Below are 21,124 nucleotides of genomic sequence, written 5' to 3' on the forward strand. Positions count from 1 at the left end.
CGTTTGCTCCGACTCGGTGTCAGGCCGCCGGCCTAGCGTGTCCGTCCCAAACGGCGACGACCCTCCGGTTCTTCGGATCTCCATCGGGGCGCATGTCCACCAGGGCCGCCTGGCCAACGTGGACTGTGTCGCCGGCGTGGAGGCGGCCTTCTGCCTGATGGCTGACGTGCGGGCGGAAGTTCTCCCGCAGGTGGTGCGGACTCAGCAGGTGGACCTCATCACCCAACGCGTCGAGCAGGCTGTCGTGCAGCAACTGCAGCCGTGGTTCCGGCTCTACCAGCGAGACCGGCACGGATCCGCCCCGCCCGAAGAACGCGTCGGCGCCGATGCGCACGTCAAACCCCAGGCAGCCGGAGAGCGCCGGGCCAACGAGCCCGCCGACGGCCTCGGCCGGCTCCCGGGTATCGAAGCGGGCCAGCGTGATGTGCAGCGGCCACTGGCTGCGCGGGAACAGGTAGCCGGCGCTGACCGGCCTCACGAACGCCACCACTACATACGCACCCATCCGCCCAGTGTGCCACCGGGACCGGCGGGTGGGTATGCGGGAAACAAAGCCGCCCCTGCACCGGCGCGTTCGCGGTGCAGGGGCGGTCCGGTGTCCGGGCGGGCCTAGGCGTAGGAGTTCACCAAGTGGACGGCACCGCCGTCGACGCCCTTGGCGCCCTGGACAAAGTCGATGCCGCCCAGGGCCGGGTCAGCGGGACCCACCTGTCCCATCACCCACGCGGGCACGCCGCGCTCGTTCAGGCGCTGCACGGCGGCATCGGCACTGGCGCCGTCCACAATGGCAACCATGCCGACGCCGAGGTTCAGCGTCCGTTCCAGGTCGGCCTGCGGGACGTTGCCCAGCTCGCCGATGAGCTTGAAGATGGCCGGCAGCTCCCAGGTGGAACGGTCTACCGTGGCCATGAGTCCCTGCGGCAGCACGCGCGCGAGGTTCGCGGCCAGGCCGCCGCCGGTAACGTGGCTGAAGCCGTGGACGCCGGCAGCTTCGTAGCGGGCCAGATCCAGGCAGTCCGCCGCGTAGACGCGGGTGGGCTCCAGGAGTTCCTCGCCCAGCGTCCGGCCGAACTCGCTGACCTGCCGGTCCAGCGCCCAGCCGGCATGGTTGATCACGCGGCGAACCAGGGAATACCCGTTGGAATGGATGCCGGAGGAGGCCATGCCGATGACGACGTCCCCGTCCTTGACCCGCTCCGGGCCCAGCAGGTCGTCGGCTTCGACCAGGCCGGTAGCGGCGCCGGCAACGTCGTACTCGTGTTCGCCCAGCAGGCCCGGGTGCTCGGCGGTCTCCCCGCCCACCAGTGCGGTGCCTGCCACCTCGCAGGCGGCGGCGATGCCGCGCACGATGTCTGCGATCCGCTCCGGAACTACCTTGCCGCAGGCGATGTAGTCGGTCATGAACAGCGGCTCTGCCCCGACCACCACGATGTCGTCCACCACCATGCCGACCAGGTCGAAACCGATGGTGTCGTGGATGTCCATGGCCTGGGCGATGGCCACCTTGGTGCCCACCCCGTCTGTGGAGGTGGCCAGCAGGGGCTTGCGGTACTTCAGCAGTGCCGAAACGTCGTACAGGCCGGCGAAACCGCCGACCCCGCCGATGACATTGGCGTTGTGAGTGGCCTTGATGGCCCCCTTCATCAGTTCGACGGCCTTGTCGCCTGCCTCTACGTCGACGCCGGCGCTGGCGTAGGTGATCTGGCCCTGTTCGGGGGAGGTCATACTCGCTCTTTCTTGTCGTCGGCGGTCAGGAGCTTCTCCAGTTCCGAATCCGGCCCGGGGTCGCACGAGCCGTGTTCCTGTTCTGCGTCGCTGCGTTCCAGCAGGTTCTTGCCCAAGCGGTCCGCGGACGGCAGCTCGATCGGGTACTCGCCGGTGAAACACGCGGTGCACAGCCGCTCGCGGGGCTGTTCGGTCGCCTCGATCATGCCCTCTTCGGAGATGTACCCCAGGCTGTCGGCGCCGAGTGACGCCCTGACATCTTCGACCCCGATGCCGTTGGCGATCAGCTCGGCCCGGTTGGCGAAGTCGATGCCGTAAAAGCACGGCCACTTGATGGGCGGGGACGAGATGCGCACATGCACCTCGGCGGCCCCGGCTTCCCGCAGCATCCGGACCAGGGCCCGCTGGGTGTTGCCGCGGACGATCGAATCGTCGATCACCACCAGCCGCTTGCCCTGCACCACTGACCGCAGCGGGTTCAGCTTCAACCGGATGCCGAGCTTGCGGATGGTCTGGCTGGGCTGGATGAAGGTCCGGCCCACATAGGCGTTCTTGACCAGCCCCTGGCCATAGGGAATGCCCGACGCCTCGGCGTAGCCGATGGCAGCCGGTGTTCCGGATTCCGGCGTCGGAATCACCAGGTCGGCCTCGGCCGGGTGCTCCTTGGCGAGCTTCCGGCCCATCTCCACGCGGGCCGCGTGGATGCTGCGGCCGTTGATGGAGGTGTCCGGGCGAGCCAGGTAGACGTATTCAAAGACGCACCCGGCAGGCTTTTTCTCGGCAAAGCGCTGGGAGCGCAGACCGTTCTCGTCGATGGCAATGAATTCGCCGGGTTCGACTTCGCGGACGAAGGATGCGCCCACGATGTCCAGCGCAGCAGTCTCGGAAGCGACCACCCAGCCGCGCTCCAGCCGGCCCAGCACCAGCGGGCGGACCCCGGCCGGGTCGCGGGCGGCGTACAGCGTGCCTTCGTCCATGAAGGTGAAGCAGAAAGCGCCGCGCAGCTTGGGCAGCAGCTCCAGGGAACGCTCCTCGAGGGTCTGTCCCTCCTCGCCGGCCATGAGCGCGGTGACCAGCGCGGTGTCCGTGGTGTTGCCTTGGGCCAGTTCGCCGCGGTCGGGCTTGCCGAACTTCTCCAGAACCTTCTCGTACAGTTCCGCGGAGTTGGTCAGGTTGCCGTTGTGGGCCAGCGCCACGGTGCCGGTGGCGGTGGCGCCCAGCGTCGGCTGCGCGTTCGCCCAGGTGGAGCCGCCGGTGGTGGAGTAGCGGCAATGGCCGACGGCGATGTGCCCGCTCAGCGTGTTCAGTGTGGTTTCGTCGAAGACCTGGGAGACCAGGCCCATGTCCTTGTAGACATTGATGCGTTTGCCGTCGCTGGTGGCAATACCGGCGGACTCCTGTCCGCGGTGTTGCAGGGCGTACAGGCCGTAGTAGGTCAGTTTTGCAACTTCTTCTCCGGGTGCCCAGACGCCGAAAACGCCACAGGCGTCCTGGGGTCCCTTTTCGCCGGGGAGAAGTTCATGGGAGAGTTTTCCGTCACCGCGTGCCACCCGCCTATTCTCTCATGCGCCCGGCGCGCGGCCTCACCGAGGTGACGGGCATTACGGGCGCCCGCCGGCAGGTTACGCCGTGCGTTCGCCCTCGGCGTCGCCGTCGGTTTCGCCGTCCCGTTCGCGGGTGATGGCGGTGCTTCCGGCCCGGTCACCGGGCGTCTCCGGAAGGTCGGCGGGGCCCGAGGGATCCGCTGCGGGGTCCGCCGAATCTTCCTGCCCCGGTTCGGCAACCGCCGTCACGTGCTTCGCGCGCTTGACGCTGGCCCGGTCGATCAGCAGGAACAGCAGCGATCCCACCAGGATGCCGCCCAAGGCAAACAGCACGGCCAGGAAGGCGAAAACGGTGCCGCGGGTGAACTCCTCGTTCTCCGGCCCGGTGTAAGCGGACACGGCGGCCAGCACGACGCCCAGCACGGCCCAGACAAAGATGAAGGGCGCAAACTTCGGCGCCCGGCGAACGGTGACGTCGCGGCGCTCCGGCTCGATGGGTCTGCGGTCGCGAGCCGGTTCTTGCTCAGAAGTCATACATTCCAGCCTACCGGGCGAAGAGCGGCAGCCTGTCCGCCAGTTCGGCCCGCAGCCCGGAGGCCGCCACCTTGCCCTCGGCGACGGCGGCGTCCCACCCGAGCGCGCCCGTCACGAGGGCCAACCAGGTGGCGGGGTCGGTTTCCACCACGTTCGGCGGTGTGCCCCGGGTGTGCCGGGGGCCCTCGATGCACTGGGCGACGCCGAACGGCGGCACCCGCACCTCCACGCTGTTGCCGGGGGCACGCTCGGCCAGTTCCTCCAAGGCGTACCGCACCGCCGTGGCAGTGGTCTTCCGGTCCGTGGCCCCGCCCCGCCACGCACCCAGGGCGGCGGTGCCCTCCTGAGCCGGGATCCGGCGTCGTACTCCCATCAAAAGGTCCTTCCTCGCTCAGTCCAGCAGCGCGACCATGGGCGGTGCCAGCCGCAACCGGCCGACGGGCTGGCCGCCGCCCAGCACCGGCTTGACCACGTCCTCCAGCACCGCGCCGACCTTCTCCACGTCGACGGCGCCGCAGGCGGCCAGCAGGGTCAGCGCAATCAGCGACGCGGCACGGCCGCTGCCGTCCAGGATCTTCACCGCCACCGAGACGCCGCGGGGTGCGCCCATCACGATCACGCCCTCGGCGCCGGACTTGGCAACGACCCCCAACTCCTCCATCACCACGGTGTTTTCCTGGCCCCAGCCGTGCACCGCCCACGGGTAGTCCAGCATGGCGGTGGCGATAGTGGCGGCGCGGGCATCGGCGTTCTTGTCCGCCGGCGCCTTCGCCAGCTTCCCGACGGCCCGGGCCAGGCCGGTCAACGACACCGCGGGTGCCGGGGCGCCGCAGCCGTCGACGGCGATGTGCTCGATCTTTTCCTCGGCGTACTCCTCGATCACTTCCATCACGCGGCGCTGGAGGGGGTGGTTCGGTTCCAGGTAGGTGTGGGTGTTCCAGCCGTTCTCCACGCAGGCCCAGAGGAAGGCGGCGTGCTTGCCGGAGCAGTTGAAGGACAGCCGCTGCTGGCCGCGTTCGGTGCGGACCAGCCAGCCGCGCGCCTGCTCGTCCTGGGGCCACGCCGGCGGGCAGCGAAGATCGGCTTCGGTCAGGCCGGCGGCCTTGAGCATGCCCTCCACCACGTCCATGTGCTCCAGCGATCCCACGTGGCTGGCGCAGGCCAGGGCCACCTGGTCGCCGCGCAGCGGGACGCCGGACTGCATGGCCGCCAGGGCCTGGAAGGGCTTGAGGGTTGAGCGCGGAAAGATCGGTGCGGTGATGTCGCCGAGTTCGGTCACCACGGTGCCGTCCGCGGCCATGACCACCGCGGAGCCCAGGTGGCGGGACTCGATGAAACCGTTGCGTTCAACGACGGCCAGTTCCACGGCGTCCGCGGCTTTGAATGTCTCGGGCATGGACTTAGTTTAGGGGCCGGTGCAACAACTTCGAGGCTCCGCCCCGCGCCCAGTAGGCTAGTTCCTTGTGAAGGTACTTGTGATCGGCCCCGGCGGCCGCGAGCACGCAATAATCCGTTCCCTGCTGGCCGATCCCTTTGTCACCGAGGTGCATGCAGCCCCAGGCAACGCCGGCATCGCGCAGATCGTGCCCACGCACCCGGTGGATGCGAGCGACCCGGTGGCGGTGACCGAGCTGGCCCGGCGGCTGGAGTCCGACCTGGTGGTAGTGGGCCCGGAGGCCCCGCTGGCCGCCGGCGTGGCCGACCCCCTGCGCGCGGCCGGGATCCCGGTGTTCGGCCCCAGCAAGGAAGCGGCCAGGCTCGAAGGCTCCAAGGCCTTCGCCAAGCAGGTCATGGCCGCCGCGAACGTGCCCACCGCCATGGCGCACGTGGCCACCAACGCCGAGGAAGCGGCCGAAGCCCTGGATTCGTTCGGGGCCCCCTATGTGGTCAAGGACGACGGGCTGGCGGCCGGCAAGGGCGTGGTGGTGACCGAAGACCGCGACGCCGCCCTGGCGCACGCCCAGGCCTGCTTCGATGCCGGCGGTTCCGTGGTCATCGAGGAATTCCTCGACGGCCCGGAGGTCTCCCTGTTTGTGATTTCCGACGGCGAACGCGCCATTCCGCTGGTACCGGCGCAGGATTTCAAGCGGATCTACGACGGCGACGAGGGCCCGAACACCGGCGGCATGGGCGCCTACACCCCGCTGACCTGGCTGCCGCCCGGCTTCGTCGACGAGGTCATGGACCGCGTGGCGCTGCCGACCATCCGCGAGATGGCTCACCGCGGCACCCCGTTCGTGGGTGTGCTGTTCTGCGGGCTGGCCGTCACCGGCCGCGGCGTGCGGGTGATCGAATTCAACGCCCGCTTCGGGGACCCGGAAACCCAGGCGGTACTGGCCCGGCTGCGCACTCCGCTGGGCGGGCTGCTGCTGGCCGCCGCCAAGGGGGAACTGGACGACGCCGAACAGTTGGTCTGGTCCAAGCGGTCTGCCGTAACGGTGGTGTTGGCCTCGGAGAATTACCCGGGAACTCCGCGCACCGGGGACCGGATCCGCGGCCTGAAGAAAGCCAACGCCTTGACCGACGTGCACGTGATCCACGCCGGGACCGCCCTGGACGAGAACGGCAAGGTGGTCAGCGCCGGCGGGCGCGTGCTCGCCGTCGTCGCGCTGGGTGAAGACCTGGTGGAAGCCCGCGAACGTGCCTACGAAGGCATCGAAGCCATCAGCCTGGAGGGGTCGCAGTACCGCAACGACATTGCCCTGTTGGCCGCCGAGGGCAAGATCAAGGTGCCCGCGGCCGGCACGAACTCCCGGGCCGGCGCACAGAGAGACTGAGGACCGTCAAACCATGGCTTTTGCCCCCGAAGTACTCGAACTGCCCGGCTGGAAGCACGTCTACTCCGGCAAGGTCCGCGACCTGTACGTCCCGGCCGCCCAGCAGCAGGTGGAGACGGCCAGTGACGATATTGCCGCCGAGGGCCTGTTGGACCGGCGCAACGACACCGTGCTGGTGGTGGCGAGCGACCGGATCAGCGCCTACGACCACGTGCTGTCCAGCGAGATCCCGGACAAGGGCCGGATCCTCACCCAGCTGAGCCTGTGGTGGTTCGAACAGCTCGCCCAGGGGGACCACCCGGTGGCGCACCACGTGGTGTCCACCGAGGTGCCCGACGCGGTGGCCGGCCGGGCCATGGTCTGCAAGAAACTGGACATGTACCCGGTGGAATGCATCGCCCGCGGCTACCTCACCGGGTCGGGACTGGCCGAGTACCGCCAATCCCGGACCGTGTGCGGGTTGCCCCTGCCCGCCGGCCTGGTGGACGGCTCCCGGCTGGAGCCCGCCATCTTCACCCCCTCGGCCAAGGCCGAAGTAGGCGAGCATGACGAGAACATCACCTACGACGCCGTGGTCCAGACCGTCGGCGCGGAGACCGCCGCCCTGCTGCGCGAGAAGACCCTGCAGATCTACACGCGCGCCGAAGCCATCGCACGGGAGCGGGGAATCATCCTCGCGGACACCAAGGTTGAGTTTGGCGTCGACCCGACGACGGGGGAGACCACCTTGGGCGACGAGGTGCTGACCCCTGACTCCTCGCGCTTCTGGGATGCGGAAACCTATGAGCCGGGCCAGGCGCAGCCGTCGTTCGACAAGCAGTTCGTGCGCGACTGGCTGACGTCACCGGACTCCGGCTGGGACAAGAATTCGAACACCCCGCCGCCGGCCCTGCCGGAGGAGATCGTGCAGAAGACGCGGGCCCGCTACGTCGAGGCCTACGAACGGCTCACCGGCCGGACGTTCAGCTGACCGGCAGCGGCGCCGCCTACGCTTGTTGCTGATGGGGAACGAGGACCCGTTCGTAGATCAGCACCGCGGCGGTGGCGACCGGGACAGCGACGAGAGCGCCGAGGATTCCGCCGAGCGTGGCGCCCGCGATCGCGGCGATGATCACCAAGGCGCCGGGGACCGCAACAGCACGGGCCATCACGCGAGGGGTGAAAACATAAGCCTCGATCTGTGCATAGACCAGCAGGACGAGACCAACGCCGAGAGCCGTGGCAGGTGAAACCATCAGCGTAAAGACCGTGATGACGGCATAGGCCGCTATGGTGCCGACCACCGGAATCAAGGCACCCACGAAGGCCAACAGGGCCAGGAACAGCGGGAATGACGCGCCAAAGAGGCTAAGGACAGTGAACACGAACAGCCCATTGACCAGGGCCAATACCAGTTGGCCTGCTACGTAGCGCCCCACCGTCAGAAAGACTTCATCCGCGAGCTCAGCGGTCCGCTTCCTTCTGGACCGAGGAACAGCCTGGTATGCCTTGTCTAAGGTCGCCGGGAGGGTGGATGTGAAGTACAGACTGAGAATGGTGACCACGATCACCGCCGTCACGCCGTTCACCACAGTGGATCCGATGGACAGCAGGCCGCTGCCGAGCGCAGACAGGTTGCCTGGATCGGAAATGAACGTGACAGCTTGGTCCAGTAGGCCTTCCACATCCACGCTCGACCCGACCCAGTCAATGCCGTCCTGAACCCGCGGCTGGGCAAGGAAGCCGTCGACGATCGACGGGGCCGAGTTGATGAGCAAAAGGATCTGACTGGACAGCGCCGGGACGATGATGAGGAACAGCGCAATCACGGCGGCGATGCTGAGTGTCATGATGCCGAGGACAGCAGCCCACCGGGGAGAACCTTTCGAGGTGGCCCAGCGGATAACGGGCTCGAAGGCCAGCGCAATGAAGAATGCCAGTCCTATATACACCAACACAGACCCCAAGGACATGATGGCGCTCAGCACGGCTGCGCCGGCTCCCACACCGAGGCTGGCAAGGAATGCCCATTTGAAGGGCCTGGTCCGCAGCGCTACCGGCACTACCGGTTGCTTGGGCGGATTTCCCCGCCGGACGCCGGTCCATCCGCGCGAACCGGCGCGGTGATGGGGGCGCCTCATTGGTTAACCTGCCGACCCGCGCGAAAAGCCATGCGCGAGATCATACCCAAAGATGGCACTGCGCCTGCCGGTGCGGGCGACCGTGGTGAACGGGCTTTCCGGCTACCTTCTGTGGCCAGAGGCACGCAGGGCTTCCGCAAGCCGAACCTCGGCCTCGGCGACGGCCGCGGGATAGGCGTTGGCACCGCCGTCGTTAGCGGGCCCCAGGGAACGCAGCGCGTCCGCACGTTTCAGGGCACGAAGCATGGCAGCGGTTTCCGGGCGCGAGACGTCGGACATGTTCGGGTAGTCGATGGCCAGCGCCGGATCCAGTTCGTACGCCAGCCAGCGGGCCCGGAGGGCGTCGTGTTGAGCCGCGGCGCCATGCCAGTCCCGCGTGTCCTGGTAGCGGATGGCGGCGGCGGCTGAACGGCTGATCCGCCAGACGGCGGGCGCGGCGCAGCCGGCGGCGAGCAGCAACCAGAGCGGCACGGCGGCCGGGAAGGCGACCGCGGCGGCGAGTACTACGGCCAGGGCGCAGCACAGCCCGGAGAAGCAGTACCAGAAGGCCGTGTCCGGATCGGGACGGCGGCGCAGGCCGCGTTCAACCGCGTAGGAGGTTAGGAAAACCACGGCGGCAAGCAGGACCGTTGCCACGGCCAGCTGCGCGAACTCTGCGAGGAACATCGACACCCCTGCTGACGGAGTTATCTTCCATTCCAGTACGTGGCGCGGGCAGAGTCAATGGTGAGGGCGCTGCGGCGCCGCCCCGGGTCACTTGTCGACGCGGCCGACGACGTCGTCCAACTGCTTGAAGACCAGGGCCTGCGGCGCCTTGCTCATCAACGTCCGCTGGAGCTTTTGCTTCCACGGTTTCCGCTGCCGTGCCATGCCTGCCATCTTGCGCGAGCGCTCGACGACCTTGGCGGCATGCGGGGCCCGGGCCCGTTCGTAGTTGCGCAGGGCCGTGGTGATGTCCCAGTCGGCGGCCAGCGCGTCGGCCAGCGCGACGGCGTCCTCGAGGGCCTGGCCCGCACCTTGCCCCAGGAACGGCAACATGGGGTGCGCGGCGTCGCCCACCAGAGTGGCGTGGCTGCCGGACCAGACAGCCGCGGGTTTCCGGTCGAACAGTTCGTGCGCCATGATGTCCTGGCTCTTCGTGGCGCCGATGACCGCCCGGACGGCCGGGTGCCAGCCCTCGAAGCGCTGCAGGGCCAGGGTGCGCCAGAGGACTTCGTCGTCCTGCGCCAACGCGTCATTGGGCATGGTGGCGTACCAGTAGATGAGGCCACCGGGCAGCGGGACCATGCCGAAGACTTCCCCGTTGCCCCAGGACTCGCCCCACGGCAGCCAGTCGGGATCCAGATCGCCGATCGGGCAGACCGCCCGCATGGCGGTGATGCCGGAGGCGCGCGGGGCGCCGTCTCCGACCAGGTCGTGGCGGACCAGCGAGCGCAAGCCGTCGGCGCCGATCACCAGGTCGGCGTGGAGGGAGCCGCCGTTGTTCAGCGTGACCGTCCCGCCGTGCGGATCGCGGCGGAACTTCACCGCCTGCAGACCCAGGTGCACCGTGTTGACGTAGAGCGAGTCGTTCAGCAGCGTGGTGAGGTCGGAGCGGTGGATGGAACGCAGCGGGTGGCCGTAGCGCTGCCGCAGGTCTTCGCTGCTGAAAGTGGACAGCACGTTTCCGAACTGGTCGTGCGAGCTGCCGCCGACGGGGAGGGAGGCCCCTTCAAACGCGTCCAGTACGCCGAGGCGCTGCAGGGCGCGCGTCCCGTTGGCCCAGATCGTCAACCCGGTGCCCAGCTGCTGCAGCGTTCCGGCGCGTTCGACCACGTGGACTTTCCAGCCGGTTCGTTGCAAGGCCCGCGCAGTGGCGAGCCCGCCGATTCCGGCCCCTACGATGAGCGCCGAGCGCTGCAATGACCCCATGGGACCATACTTCCCGCTCTAGGGCCGGGTTCACAACTTTCCTCCGGTACAAACCGGTTCCGCGAGCGGAAAAGCAAGAACTCCCGCTGCTCCGATGAGCAGCGGGAGTTCTAAGTGATTGGTCGGGGTGACAGGATTTGAACCTGCGACCTCGTCGTCCCGAACGACGCGCGCTACCAAGCTGCGCCACACCCCGATACCGTTGCCCCGCCGTCGTCGTGACGGCCGCGAAAGCAACTGTTCAAGGATAGCGGAGACAGCCCCCAAAGGAGAAATCGACGGCGGCCCGGCCGGTGTCAGACGAGTGAGTCCTTCCACGCGGCGTGCAGTTGGGCGAAGCGGCCGTCGCCGGCGATCAGTTCCGCCGGCGAGCCATCCTCGACTACCCGCCCCTCGTGGATGACCAGCACCCGGTCGGCGATCTCAACGGTGGAGAGCCGGTGCGCGATGATCAGCGCCGTGCGGTTGCCCAGCAGCGTCTGCAGGCCTTCCTGGACCTGGCGCTCGCTGGGGATGTCCAGCGACGCGGTGGCTTCGTCCAGGATCAGCACGGCCGGGTCGGCCAGGAACGCGCGCGCGAAGGAGATGAGCTGCCGCTGGCCGGCCGAGACGCGGCCGCCGCGCTTGTTCACGTCGGTGTCGTAACCCTCGGGCAGCGACAGGATGAACTCGTGGGCGCCGACGGCGCGGGCCGCGTCTTCGATCTGTGCGCGGCTGGCCTCCGGGTTGCCCAGGGCGATGTTCTCCGCGACGCTGCCGCTGAACAGGAACGCTTCCTGCGTGACCATCACGACGGCGCGGCGCAGGTCTTCGTTGGACAGCTGCCGCAGCTCGATGCCGTCCAGGGTGAGCGATCCGGACGTCAGGTCGTAGAAGCGGGCGATCAGTTTGGCCACGGTGGACTTGCCGGCTCCGGTTTGCCCGACGACGGCGACCGTCTGGCCGGCGGGAATGTCCAGGTTCAGCCTGGGCAGCACCACCCGGCCGTCCCCGTAGCCGAAGACGGCATCACGGAACCGGATCGCGCCGCGGGCGTCCTTGAGCGGAACCGGCCGGGCCGGGGGGACGATGGTCGGCTCTTCTTCCAGCAGCCCGGAGACCTTCTCCAGCGCGGAGGCCGCGGACTGGAAGGAGCTGTAGAACATGGCGATCTGTTCGGTGGGGCGGAAGACCTGCTTGGTGGCCAGCAGCACCGCGACCAGGGTGCCGATGGCAAGGTCGCCGTCGAGCACCCGGAAGCCGCCGATCAGCAGCACCACGGCCACGGTCAGGTTGCCGACGCCGTTCAATACCGGCTGGAGCACGCCGAAGTACTTGATGTTCCTCAGGGTCGCGCCGCGGTAGTCGGCGGCCAGCTCGTTGTAGCGCCCGGAGTTCTCCTGCTCGCGGCGGAAGGCCTTGACCGCCCGGATGCCGGTCATGGTTTCCACAAAGTGCACGATCAACCGGGCGGACACCACCCGGGAGGCCCGGTTGGCCAGCTCGGAGCCCTTTTGGTACCACCGGGTGACGAAGGCAATGGGGATGGCGGCGACCAGGATGATCAGCCCGCTCTTCCAGTCCAGTCCCACGATGCTGACGGCCGTGAAGAGCATGAACATCACGCCGGAGGTCAGCTGGGTGACGCCGTTGTCCAGCAGTTCCCGCAGCGCCTCCAGGTCCGAGGTCTGCCGGGAGATGATCCGGCCGGACGTGTAGGTTTCGTGGAACTCCAGGCTCAGCCGCTGGGTGTGCCGGAAGACCCGGACCCGCAGGGCCAGCAGCATGGCCTGGCTGAGCCGGGCGGTGACGTAGATGTAGGCCGCCAGCAGGGATCCGCCGGCAATTGCGATGGCGGCGTAGGCAGCGCCGACCAACGCCAGGGGAGTGGCGTCGCCGCCGGTGAAGGCCGGCAGCGCATTGTTGATGCCGAAGGCCACCAGCACCGGACCGGCTGCCCGGGCGGCATTGCTGGCCACCACCAGCACAATCGAGAGCGCGAACAGCCGCTTGTGCGGAGACACAAGTTCGCCGAGCAGGCGCAACGAGCGCCGCCTGACGGCTTTGCGGTCGGCCTGGTCCAGGTTGATGTTGTCTTCGCCGGCGACTCCGGTCATGGAACTCATCGGGCTTCCTTCGCGTCCAGGACGTCTTCGACGGTGGGCTCGGCCGCCAGCGAGGCGATCACGTACCGGTAGTGTGTGCTGCTGCGCAGCAGTTCCGAGTGGCTGCCGAGGGCGGCAATCCGGCCGTCCTGCAGCAACGCCACCCGGTCGGCCAGCGCCACGGTGGAGGGCCGGTGCGCCACGATCACGGTGGTGGTGCCGCGCAGCTCTTCCCGCAGCCGCTGCGTCACCGCTTCTTCGGTCCGCACATCCAGGGCCGAGAGCGGGTCGTCCAGCACCAGCACGGCCGGGCGGGCCGCGATGGCCCGGGCCAGCGCGATCCGCTGCCGCTGCCCGCCGGACAGGCTCAGCCCTTCCTCGCCGATCCGCGTATCCACGCCTTGCGGCAGGTCGTAGACGAACCGGGCCTGCGCCACCTCGAGCGCCCGGGAGAGCAGTTTTTCTGGATCTTCGCCGTTCCGATGGGCCCCCAGCAGCACGTTGTCCCGGACCGAGGTGGAGAACAGCGTGGAATCCTCGAAGGCCACCGACACATGGCCGCGCAGCTCGGCCAGCGGGAAACGACGGATATCCGTACCGTCCAGGTGCACGGCGCCGGAGGTGACCTCGTACAGCCGGGGGATCAGCTGCAGCAGGGTGCTCTTGCCCGAGCCGGTGACCCCGACCAACGCCAAAGTTTCCCCCGCACGCACGTGCAGGTCCACGCCTTTGAGGACCGGGGGCGCGTCCGCGGCGGCGTCGGGATAGCGGAAGACGACGTCGGACAGGCGCAGTTCCCCGCGCACGGAGCCGGGCGGCGCCGGTACGTCCGGGTCGGTGATGGTGTTCTTCGTATCCATCACGTCGAAGTGCCGGTCCAGGGCGGTCTTCGCCGTCAGGGTCATGCCCATCAGGGAACCGATCGCTTCCACCGGCCCGGCCACCACGGCGGCGGTGGCAAAAAAGGCGACCAGGTCGCCCACGGTCATGTGTCCGCCGGAGACCTGCATGATGCCGATGACCAACGCGGCGCCCAGCACCAGATCGGGCAGCGAAACAACGGTGGCCAGGAACTTGGACAGCGTGCGGGCCTTGGCCAGTTCGGTCTGGCGCAGTTCTTCGGCCTGGCCGTGGAAGTTTTCCAGCGCGTACTTGCCGCGGCCGAAGGCCTTGAGCACCCGGATGCCGTGCACCGATTCTTCCACCGTGGTGGCGAGGTCCCCGGCCTGGTCCTGGCTCAGCCGGGAGGAAGCGCCGAACGCGGTGCGGAAGCGGAACCCCTGCCAGACAAGGGGTACGGCGGCGACCAGGAAGATCAATCCCAACAGCTGGTTCAACGCGAACATCAGCGCCAGCCCCGCAACCACCGTCACGAAGGAGACCACCAGCATGAGCGACCCGAACGCCAGCCACCGGCGGATTAGGCCCAAGTCGGCCATGGCGCGGGAGAGCAGTTGGCCCGAACCCCACCGGTCATGGAAGGCGGCCGGCAGATGCTGCACGTGCCGGTAGAAGCTGGTGCGCATGCCCATCTCCACGTCCGTGGCGGGGGCGATCGCGAACACGCGCCGCAGGTACACCAGGGCGGCCTCGGCCAAACCCAGAACGGCAATGACGACGGCGGGGCCCCAGACTTCCGAGGGGTGGCCGCCGGTATGGATGGTATCCACCAGGCCGCGCAAGACCTGGGGGATGGCCAGCGCCACCAGGCTGGCACCGAGGGCACTGAAGAATCCCAGGATCAGCCGGGGGAGGATGGGCCGGACATAGTGTTTGAGCCGGGCGATCGAGCGCCAGAGGGATAACTCAGTCATGTGGTCGATTCATCGCAGTGGTTCGGAGGCTTCGTGTACCGCAGCAACTATCCTAGCGACCGGGGTTGAGGCGTCGATCACCGACGGCCCGGCGCGAGCCGACGCGTTGGGAAACCGATGCTCGCTAGTCTGGGCCGAACCATTCACCAACGGGGGAGAGCATGGATCTGGCGGACGTGGTGCACGGCTTCGGGTTGGTCCTGTGGATGTCAATGCTCTTTCCGCTGCTGCAAGTGGTGGCCGTCCTGCTCTTGGCGCTGCGGAAGCAGCCCGGCTGGCTGGTGCTGCTGGTGGAACCGGTTCTGTCCATGGTGTTGATGGGCGTGGCGGGCGCTTTCAGCCTTGCCGTCCTGGTGTTGCCCGCGGTGGCCGCCTACGGATGGTGGCGGTGGCGCCGGCGGTTAGCGGCGGGCGGGGTTCCGGTCCATCCGGTCCAGCGGCCCGATTGGCTGGCCGCGGCCCTCCTGACGGTGCTGGTCCTGGTGTTCTTCGGTATCGAGGTGCTGCCCATGATGCTGACACACATGGCCAGCCCGGGGGACATTGCTGAAGTAGTGGTCGCCAGCCTCCTGACACCGCTGCTGTACCTCGGGCTCGCGCGCGGCGTTATCGAAGCCTGGTGGCTCGGCGTCACCCTCTCGCTGATGGGTTGGCCAGAGTGGCAGCGGGCGCAAACCCGCAGGTCCTCTTTGCACTGGACGGCATCGTCGTCACCGTCCTGCTGGGGGTCCTGTGCCTGTACGGCTGGTCCAAGTGGCGTGCCGGACGCGCGGAGACGGCAGCTTCCGCCTAGCATCGCGCTTCCCTTGGCATCGTGCGCTCGCTGGCTGCTTACCGCCTGTCATTGTGCGTTCGCGGGCTGGTGGCTTTCCAACTGCATCGTGCGCGAGCGGGCTGCTGGTGCGGCCGTCACCCGGAGGCCCAGCTTGCATGATTTTCCGGGCCGCTCCCATTGTTACCGCATGCACTGCCTCTGGGCCGGCACTACTCCTACACAATGGCTCCTTCCGATGGCCGTCGAATGTGTGTACGAATAAAATTGTGGTATGGCTCTTGCACCGTTGGACCGCACCGGGGAGATGGGAACATCCCTGGCCCAGGCGTGTGTCCTGCTGCAGGATGTCGCTGACTGCTTTCCCGCCGAGTGGGCGTCCCTGTCTGCCCGGGATCTGGTTAGTACCGTAGCGGCGGTGGAGGACGTTTCGAAGCTCGTGGAGTTCCTGCAGGCCGTCGGCGCCCAGGCCGTGGAACGGGCGGACATCGCCGCCAACGGGGAACACTCGACGGTGACCGGACCCGGAGCCGGCGCCGAGGCCGGAGCCTGTGCCGGTGCGGGGGCGTCTGGTCCTGCCGGGGCCGGCGCAGGGGCGGCTGCCGTCGCCGGCGCGGAGGCGGGTGCCGGTGCCGTCGCGTCCAGCCCGGCGGGGGCGGGGGAGTGGGCGGATCCGGCGGCGGCGATCAACACCGGCGGCGTGGGCGCCGCGGACCCGGACCTGTCCGGGTCCAAGCAGGCGCCGCGCCGCCGCAAGACGGAGTTTGCCAACAATGCGGAGTATCTGCGCTCAAGGCTGGGATCGGTATTGTCGAGGCGCGGCGCAGGCTGCGGGTCGGCAAGGCGATCACAGCGCCGGTGCGGTTTGACGGGGAACCCGGTGTCCCGGCGCTGCCGGTGTTGGCGGAGGCCATGGCCGGCGGTGAGGTCAGCGGCCAGGCCGCGGCCGTGGTGGTGGATTCGCTGGACCGGGCCCGGCACGCCGGCACGCCGGAGGCGTTGCAGGCGATGGAAGCGTCGCTGGTCCGGCAGGCCGTAGAGGCCGATGCCGATACCCTGGTGATGGTCGCCAGGACGTGGGAAACCGCGGTCGACCAGGACGGTGCCGAGCCGACGGAGGAGGAACTGCGGGCCCGGCAGGGCATGTTCTACCGGGGCCGGCGGCGGGGGCTGCACCAGTTCGTCATTAACACCACCGATGCCCAGTACGAAGCCCTCGCCACCGTGATGAACAGCGCCGCGAACCCGCGGATCCGCCCCGACGCCATCGACACCGCCGCCAACAGCGGAAGTGAAGGTGACACGGCAGGACCCGCCGGCCCCGGCACAGGCGCAGGCGAAGCAGGCGCGACCAGCACAGCGGCAGGCACGGATCATGCCGGTGCGGCCGGGACCGGCGTGGCAAACGCCGCAGCCGCCACATGCGCTGCCGACCCGGAAATGATTCCGGCTGTAGGGGCTGGGTCGGCAGGGGCTGATGGCCGCGGGGCGGTGGATCCGGCCGTGGTGGAGGCGATGGACGATGCCACCCGGGCGCAGAAGCTGCTGGCCGGCCTGGTCGGGGCCTGCCGGATCGCGTTGAACACCGGCAGGCTTCCGGACTCGGGCGGGCACCGGACACAGGTGATCGTCACCGCCGGGTATGACCAGCTGGCCGGACGGCTCTCCGGCGGCGGCAGCGCGGTCTTCACCGGACCTGTCTCGGCCACCACGGTCCGCCGGATGGCGTGCGACGCCGAGATCATCCCGGCGGTCCTCGGCTCCGAGGGCGAAATCCTGGACCTGGGCAGGTCGCAACGGCTCTTCAACCGCGCCATCCGCCGGGCCCTGGTCGCCCGGGACAAGGGCTGCGCCTCCCCCGGGTGCAGCATGCCCGCGTTCTGGACCGAAGCACACCACATCATCCCGTGGTGGGCCGGCGGCCGCACCACCGTCGACAACGGGGTGTGCCTCTGCCTGCTCCACCACGACCTGATCGAGCAAGGCAACTGGGAGATCAACGTCCTCGACGGCATCCCCTGGTTCACCCCGCCGGACTACATCGACCCCCGCCGCAAACCGCTGCGCAACTCCTACTGTCAAACCCACGTCCCACCCCAACCACTCCAAGCCGCACCTTGACCAATCCGGCGCAGGTGGAGCGCGGGCGAACCTGGATGCATGTGCGGGTGGACGCGCAGGGACAGTTGGAACGCATAAGCGGCGTGCTAAGTGGAAAAGCACAGCCTTTGTCGGACAAATGGCACCACAAGCTTCTGTGCTAGCTGATGGGCCTCCGCCGGGAGCGAGCTTCTGCGCGCAGTTGAGCGATGCCTCCGCCGGGAGCGGGCTTCTGCGCGCAGTTGAGCGATGGGCATTCGCCCGGGACGGAGCTTCTGCGCTCAGCTAAGCCCGGGGGCTCCGGCCGGGACTTCGCCGGCCGGAGCCGCCGGTGTCAGCGTCAGCAGCACAGCCTCCGGGCGGCAGGCGAAGCGCACCGGAGCCAGACGGGACGTTCCCAGCCCGGCCGACACATTCAACGGGACGCTACGCCCCTCGTGCTCCCAGTACGTCAGTCCACGAGCGCGCCAAGTGGGCAGATCGCAATTACTGATCAAGGCCCCGTAGCCGGGGATGCAGACCTGGCCACCATGGGTGTGCCCGGCCAGCATCAGGTCGGCGTCGTCGGCAGTAAACCGGTCCAGCACCCGCTGGTACGGGGCGTGGGCCACCGCGATCCGCAGGAATGCGGCTTCATCGGCGGTAGTCGAACCGTTTGGGAACCCCGCATAACGGTCGCGCTGCAGGTGCGGATCGTCCACGCCCGTGAAGTCCAGCCGCACGCGGCCCACCACCAGCGACTGGTGCCGGTTGGTCAAGTCGACCCAGCCGGCGGTGCCGAACGCCGCGTGCATCTCACGCCACGGCAGTTCACGCTCCGCATAGTCCTTGGGCTGAGTGGAGGGGCCGGTGAGGTAGGAGAACGGGTTCTTCATCACCGGAGAGTAGTAATCGTTGGAGCCCGGGACGAACACGCCCGGAACGTCCATCAGCGGCGCAAGCGAGTCCAGCAGGGGCTTTACGGCCTGGTGATGGCTGAGGTTATCGCCGGTGTTGACCACCAGATCCGGTTCCAGCGAGGCCAACTGCCGCAGCCACCTCTGCTTCAGCGTCTGCCCGGGTGTCATGTGGATGTCGGACAGATGCAGGATCTTTAGGGGGCCCCTGCCGACAGGCAAGATGGGCAGCGTTTCTTCGCGTACTTTGAACAGGTTCCGCTCGATAACGGAGCCGTAGACGAGCGCGGCCCCGCCCGCGGCAGTGGCCCCAAGGGCCAGGGTGCCTGCGGTACGGAGCCGTGCTCGCAGCAAGTCAGTGTCCACGGTTAGTCGTCGTCCCCGTTGCCGTTTCCGTTGCCTCCACCGTTGCCGTTGCCGTTTCCATTGCCTCCGCCATTGCCGTTTCCGTTGCCGGGATCGCCGGAGTCACCGCCCGAATCCCCGTCGCCTTCGTCGCTGCTGTTGCTGGAATTCGAGTTGTTGTTCGACTCGGAGGGTGCCGGGGCCTGGACCGGTCGGGGCGGATACATCATGCTGCTCGGCGCGGAGCCGAACTCGCCCGTTTTATACAAGCCGGCGACCTTCTCCATGTAATCGGTCCACTGGCCGCCGGCAATGGTCGCACCGTCCACGTAGCTGCGCGTCACGCCGTTGATCGGAATGTTGTTGATCGACTTGTAGGCGTTCGGATTGCCCACCCAGGAAGCAGTGGAGATGCCCTTGGTGTAGCCCACCGTCCAGGTGTACTCAGACTTGTCGGTCGTGCCGGTCTTGACAGCGGAGGGAACACCAATCGGATGGATTCCGCCCAGCTGCAGGTTGACCAGGTTTTCCAGCGGGACGCTGACGGCAGCAGCGACTTCTTCCGAGATCGCCCGTTCACAGGACTTCTTCGGCACTTCGTACTCGTTGCCCTGGGCATCCGTGACGGAGGTCAGCGCGATCGGCTTGCAGTACACGCCGCCGTTGGCGAACGCCGCGAACGAAGCCGCCATCGTCATCGGGGAAACGTTGGTCGTGCCGATGATGAAGGACGGGTGCTCAATGCTGATCGGCTCTTTGTCCGTCGCCGTGCGAACGCCGAGGCGGGTTGCCGCATCCTGGATGTCGCAGAGGTCCAGCTGCGCGGCCATGGCTGCGGTAGCAGAGTTAATCGACCACGTCAGGCCCTGGCTGGCGGTCATGGTCCGCTCGAAACCGGGCAGCGCATTCTGGAAGTCCCACTCACTGAACCACGCGTCCGGAGGCAGGCAGCTGGCATTCCAGTTGTACTGCGCCGGGTACTCCGTCCGGCGCGCGTCGACCGATGCGTTGAGCGCCTTGCCTGCTTCGAGCCAGGCGACCATTGTGTAGGGCTTCATCGTAGAGCCGGGCTGCCAGCCGTTGCCGCCGCCCATATCCGCGTCGACGTTGTAGTTCAGCTCCGTATTGGCCACGCCGTCTTCGGGGCTGTAGTTGGTGTTCTGGGCCATCATCAGGATGTTGCCGGTGCCGGGTTCAACCGAAACCATGGACGAGCCGACGCCGGACTCATCGCCCACGGGGACTTCCTGCTCGATCTGCTTCTGGCCTTCCTTCTGGAGGCGGGAGTCGAGCGTGGTCTTGATGGTGAGGCCGCCACGGGCCAGAAGCTTCGCCCGCTCCGTGGAATCTGCGCCGAACGCATCGGACTGCATGATGGCGTGCTGCACGTAGCTGCAGAAGTAGTCGGCAAAGTTCGCCGCGACACAGCCGGAACGCACCGGCTTGAGGTTCAAGCCCAGGTCGCTGGCAACGGCCTCGTCGTACTCCTCTTGGGTGATCTTGCCCGCGCTAAGCATGGCGGACAGCACCGTATTGCGCCGCTCCACCGTCGCTTCCGGATTGTTCACCGGATTGAAGTAGTTGGGCGACTGCACCATGCCGGCCAGCATGGCCGACTGCTGGATGTTCAGCTTGGCCGCGGGAACACCGAAAAAGGTCTTCGCCGCAGCTTCAATGCCGTAGACCTGGCCGCTGAACAACACGATGTTCAGGTAGCCCTGCAGGATCTCTTCCTTGCTGAATTCCTTTTCGACGGCGATGGCCAGCTTCGCCTCGCGCAGCTTGTCGCCGATGTCCTTGGTGCCGCTGATGGTCAGCTCTTCGGCGCCCTTGCCCGCGGAAGCACCGGCGTCGATCAGCACGTTGTTGACATACTGCATGGTCAGCGTGGAGGCGCCCTGCAGGTCCCCGCCGGCCATGTTCGTCACCGCGGCGCGCATGATGCCCTGGGGGTCCACACCGTTGTGCTCGTAGAAACGAACGTCCTCGATGGAGATGATGGCGTCCTGCATGTGCTGGGAGACCTTGTCCAAGGTCACCGGGACGCGGTTTTCGGCGTAGAACGTGGCAATCAATTTGCCGTCGGCGGAGAGGATCCGCGACGGCTGGGCCAGCGGCTGCGTCTGCAGTTCGTCCGGCAATTGGTCGAAGTATTCGATCGATGAGGTGGCCCCGACACCGGCTACGGCTGCGGCCGGAACCAGCAGGCCGGCTGCGAGAACGCCACAGAGCGCACTGATACCCAAGAAGCCAACGATCTTGCCCAGGGTGGTCGCAGTGTCGAAGAAGGGGGATTTGCGAGCGGCCATGGGGTTCAGTTTACAAGCAAGCGCTACCCTTTGAGTTATGACCAAATGGGAATACGCGACAATTCCGCTCATTATCCACGCGACCAAGCAGATTCTGGACCAGTGGGGTGAGGACGGCTGGGAGCTCGTCCAGGTGTTCCCCGGACCGAACGGAACCAATCCGGTTGCCTATTTGAAGCGGGAGAAGCAGTAG

Annotated in this window: 18 protein-coding genes and 1 tRNA gene; 5 read left to right on the forward strand and 14 right to left on the reverse strand. The window is 67.7% G+C overall.

Annotation, left to right across the window (positions count from 1 at the left end; all coding sequences use genetic code 11):
* Positions 1–19: 19 nt before the first annotated feature.
* The 6 genes from AC5RVS_RS06020 to AC5RVS_RS06045 all read right to left on the reverse strand — a co-directional run bounded on the left by AC5RVS_RS06020 (position 20) and on the right by AC5RVS_RS06045 (position 5,199).
* Positions 20–505, reverse strand: coding sequence for a 2'-5' RNA ligase family protein (locus AC5RVS_RS06020; RefSeq protein WP_494107509.1), 486 nt, complete (start codon positions 503–505; stop codon positions 20–22).
* A 104-nt stretch (positions 506–609) separates the two neighbouring features.
* A complete protein-coding gene (gene purM, locus AC5RVS_RS06025; protein WP_494107510.1) occupies positions 610–1,725 on the reverse strand; it encodes a phosphoribosylformylglycinamidine cyclo-ligase in 1,116 nt (371 codons plus the stop codon).
* The gene (gene purF, locus AC5RVS_RS06030) at positions 1,722–3,275 is read right to left on the reverse strand and encodes an amidophosphoribosyltransferase (protein ID WP_493989555.1); all 1,554 of its coding nucleotides are present in this window, start codon (positions 3,273–3,275) and stop codon (positions 1,722–1,724) included. Before purF ends, purM begins: the two co-directional genes overlap by 4 nt.
* A 72-nt stretch (positions 3,276–3,347) precedes the next feature.
* Positions 3,348–3,803, reverse strand: coding sequence for a hypothetical protein (locus AC5RVS_RS06035; protein WP_494107511.1), 456 nt, complete (start codon positions 3,801–3,803; stop codon positions 3,348–3,350).
* A 10-nt stretch (positions 3,804–3,813) separates the two neighbouring features.
* A complete protein-coding gene (locus AC5RVS_RS06040) occupies positions 3,814–4,176 on the reverse strand; it encodes a sterol carrier family protein (RefSeq protein ID WP_493989553.1) in 363 nt (120 codons plus the stop codon).
* Between the two features lie 18 nt (positions 4,177–4,194).
* Complete coding sequence (locus tag AC5RVS_RS06045; RefSeq protein ID WP_494107512.1) at positions 4,195–5,199, reverse strand: asparaginase; 1,005 nt, start codon at positions 5,197–5,199, stop codon at positions 4,195–4,197.
* 67 nt (positions 5,200–5,266) lie between these two features.
* On the opposite strand from AC5RVS_RS06045, the gene purD reads away from it, so the two are divergent.
* Both purD and AC5RVS_RS06055 read left to right on the forward strand, forming a co-directional pair.
* Positions 5,267–6,580 carry a phosphoribosylamine--glycine ligase gene (purD, locus tag AC5RVS_RS06050; protein WP_494107513.1) on the forward strand — a complete coding sequence of 438 codons (1,314 nt, stop codon included), beginning with the start codon at positions 5,267–5,269 and terminating at the stop codon, positions 6,578–6,580.
* A 13-nt stretch (positions 6,581–6,593) separates the two neighbouring features.
* On the forward strand, positions 6,594–7,550 hold the full coding sequence (locus AC5RVS_RS06055) for a phosphoribosylaminoimidazolesuccinocarboxamide synthase (protein WP_494107514.1): 957 nt from the start codon (positions 6,594–6,596) through the stop codon (positions 7,548–7,550).
* Positions 7,551–7,566: 16 nt separating this feature from the next.
* On the opposite strand, the gene AC5RVS_RS06060 is transcribed toward AC5RVS_RS06055, so the two are convergent.
* From AC5RVS_RS06060 to AC5RVS_RS06085, 6 genes are all read right to left on the reverse strand, one after another.
* Positions 7,567–8,622 (reverse strand): AI-2E family transporter, encoded by a 1,056-nt coding sequence (locus AC5RVS_RS06060; RefSeq protein WP_494107515.1) that lies wholly within the window; start codon positions 8,620–8,622, stop codon positions 7,567–7,569.
* Between the two features lie 180 nt (positions 8,623–8,802).
* Positions 8,803–9,366, reverse strand: a complete 564-nt coding sequence (locus AC5RVS_RS06065) for a hypothetical protein (protein WP_494107516.1) — start codon at positions 9,364–9,366, stop codon at positions 8,803–8,805.
* A gap of 87 nt (positions 9,367–9,453) precedes the next feature.
* Complete coding sequence (locus AC5RVS_RS06070; RefSeq protein WP_494107517.1) at positions 9,454–10,611, reverse strand: FAD-dependent monooxygenase; 1,158 nt, start codon at positions 10,609–10,611, stop codon at positions 9,454–9,456.
* 119 nt (positions 10,612–10,730) lie between these two features.
* Positions 10,731–10,807 (reverse strand) — tRNA-Pro (locus AC5RVS_RS06075).
* 100 nt (positions 10,808–10,907) lie between these two features.
* Positions 10,908–12,716 carry an ABC transporter ATP-binding protein gene (locus AC5RVS_RS06080; RefSeq protein WP_494107518.1) on the reverse strand — a complete coding sequence of 603 codons (1,809 nt, stop codon included), beginning with the start codon at positions 12,714–12,716 and terminating at the stop codon, positions 10,908–10,910.
* Positions 12,713–14,509 (reverse strand): ABC transporter ATP-binding protein, encoded by a 1,797-nt coding sequence (locus AC5RVS_RS06085; RefSeq protein ID WP_494107519.1) that lies wholly within the window; start codon positions 14,507–14,509, stop codon positions 12,713–12,715. Before AC5RVS_RS06085 ends, AC5RVS_RS06080 begins: the two co-directional genes overlap by 4 nt.
* 161 nt (positions 14,510–14,670) lie before the next feature.
* Between AC5RVS_RS06085 and AC5RVS_RS06090 the strand changes: the two genes are divergently transcribed.
* Both AC5RVS_RS06090 and AC5RVS_RS06095 read left to right on the forward strand, forming a co-directional pair.
* Positions 14,671–15,546: a nicotinamide mononucleotide transporter gene (locus tag AC5RVS_RS06090; RefSeq protein ID WP_494107520.1), complete on the forward strand. Its 876-nt coding sequence runs from the start codon at positions 14,671–14,673 to the stop codon at positions 15,544–15,546.
* Between the two features lie 398 nt (positions 15,547–15,944).
* Positions 15,945–17,402, forward strand: a complete 1,458-nt coding sequence (locus AC5RVS_RS06095) for an HNH endonuclease signature motif containing protein (RefSeq protein WP_494107521.1) — start codon at positions 15,945–15,947, stop codon at positions 17,400–17,402.
* Positions 17,403–17,662: 260 nt separating this feature from the next.
* Here AC5RVS_RS06095 and AC5RVS_RS06100 read toward each other — a convergent pair whose 3' ends face one another.
* Positions 17,663–18,643 carry a metallophosphoesterase gene (locus tag AC5RVS_RS06100; protein WP_494107522.1) on the reverse strand — a complete coding sequence of 327 codons (981 nt, stop codon included), beginning with the start codon at positions 18,641–18,643 and terminating at the stop codon, positions 17,663–17,665.
* A gap of 2 nt (positions 18,644–18,645) precedes the next feature.
* Entirely contained in the window at positions 18,646–20,931 is a 2,286-nt protein-coding gene (locus AC5RVS_RS06105; RefSeq protein ID WP_494107523.1) for a transglycosylase domain-containing protein, read from the reverse strand.
* 37 nt (positions 20,932–20,968) lie between these two features.
* Here AC5RVS_RS06105 and sp36 point away from each other — a divergent pair, with 37 nt between their 5' ends.
* A complete protein-coding gene (gene sp36, locus AC5RVS_RS06110) occupies positions 20,969–21,124 on the forward strand; it encodes a Sp36 family protein (RefSeq protein WP_493978079.1) in 156 nt (51 codons plus the stop codon).

The sequence above is a fragment of the Arthrobacter sp. Y3221048 genome (assembly GCF_059092685.1).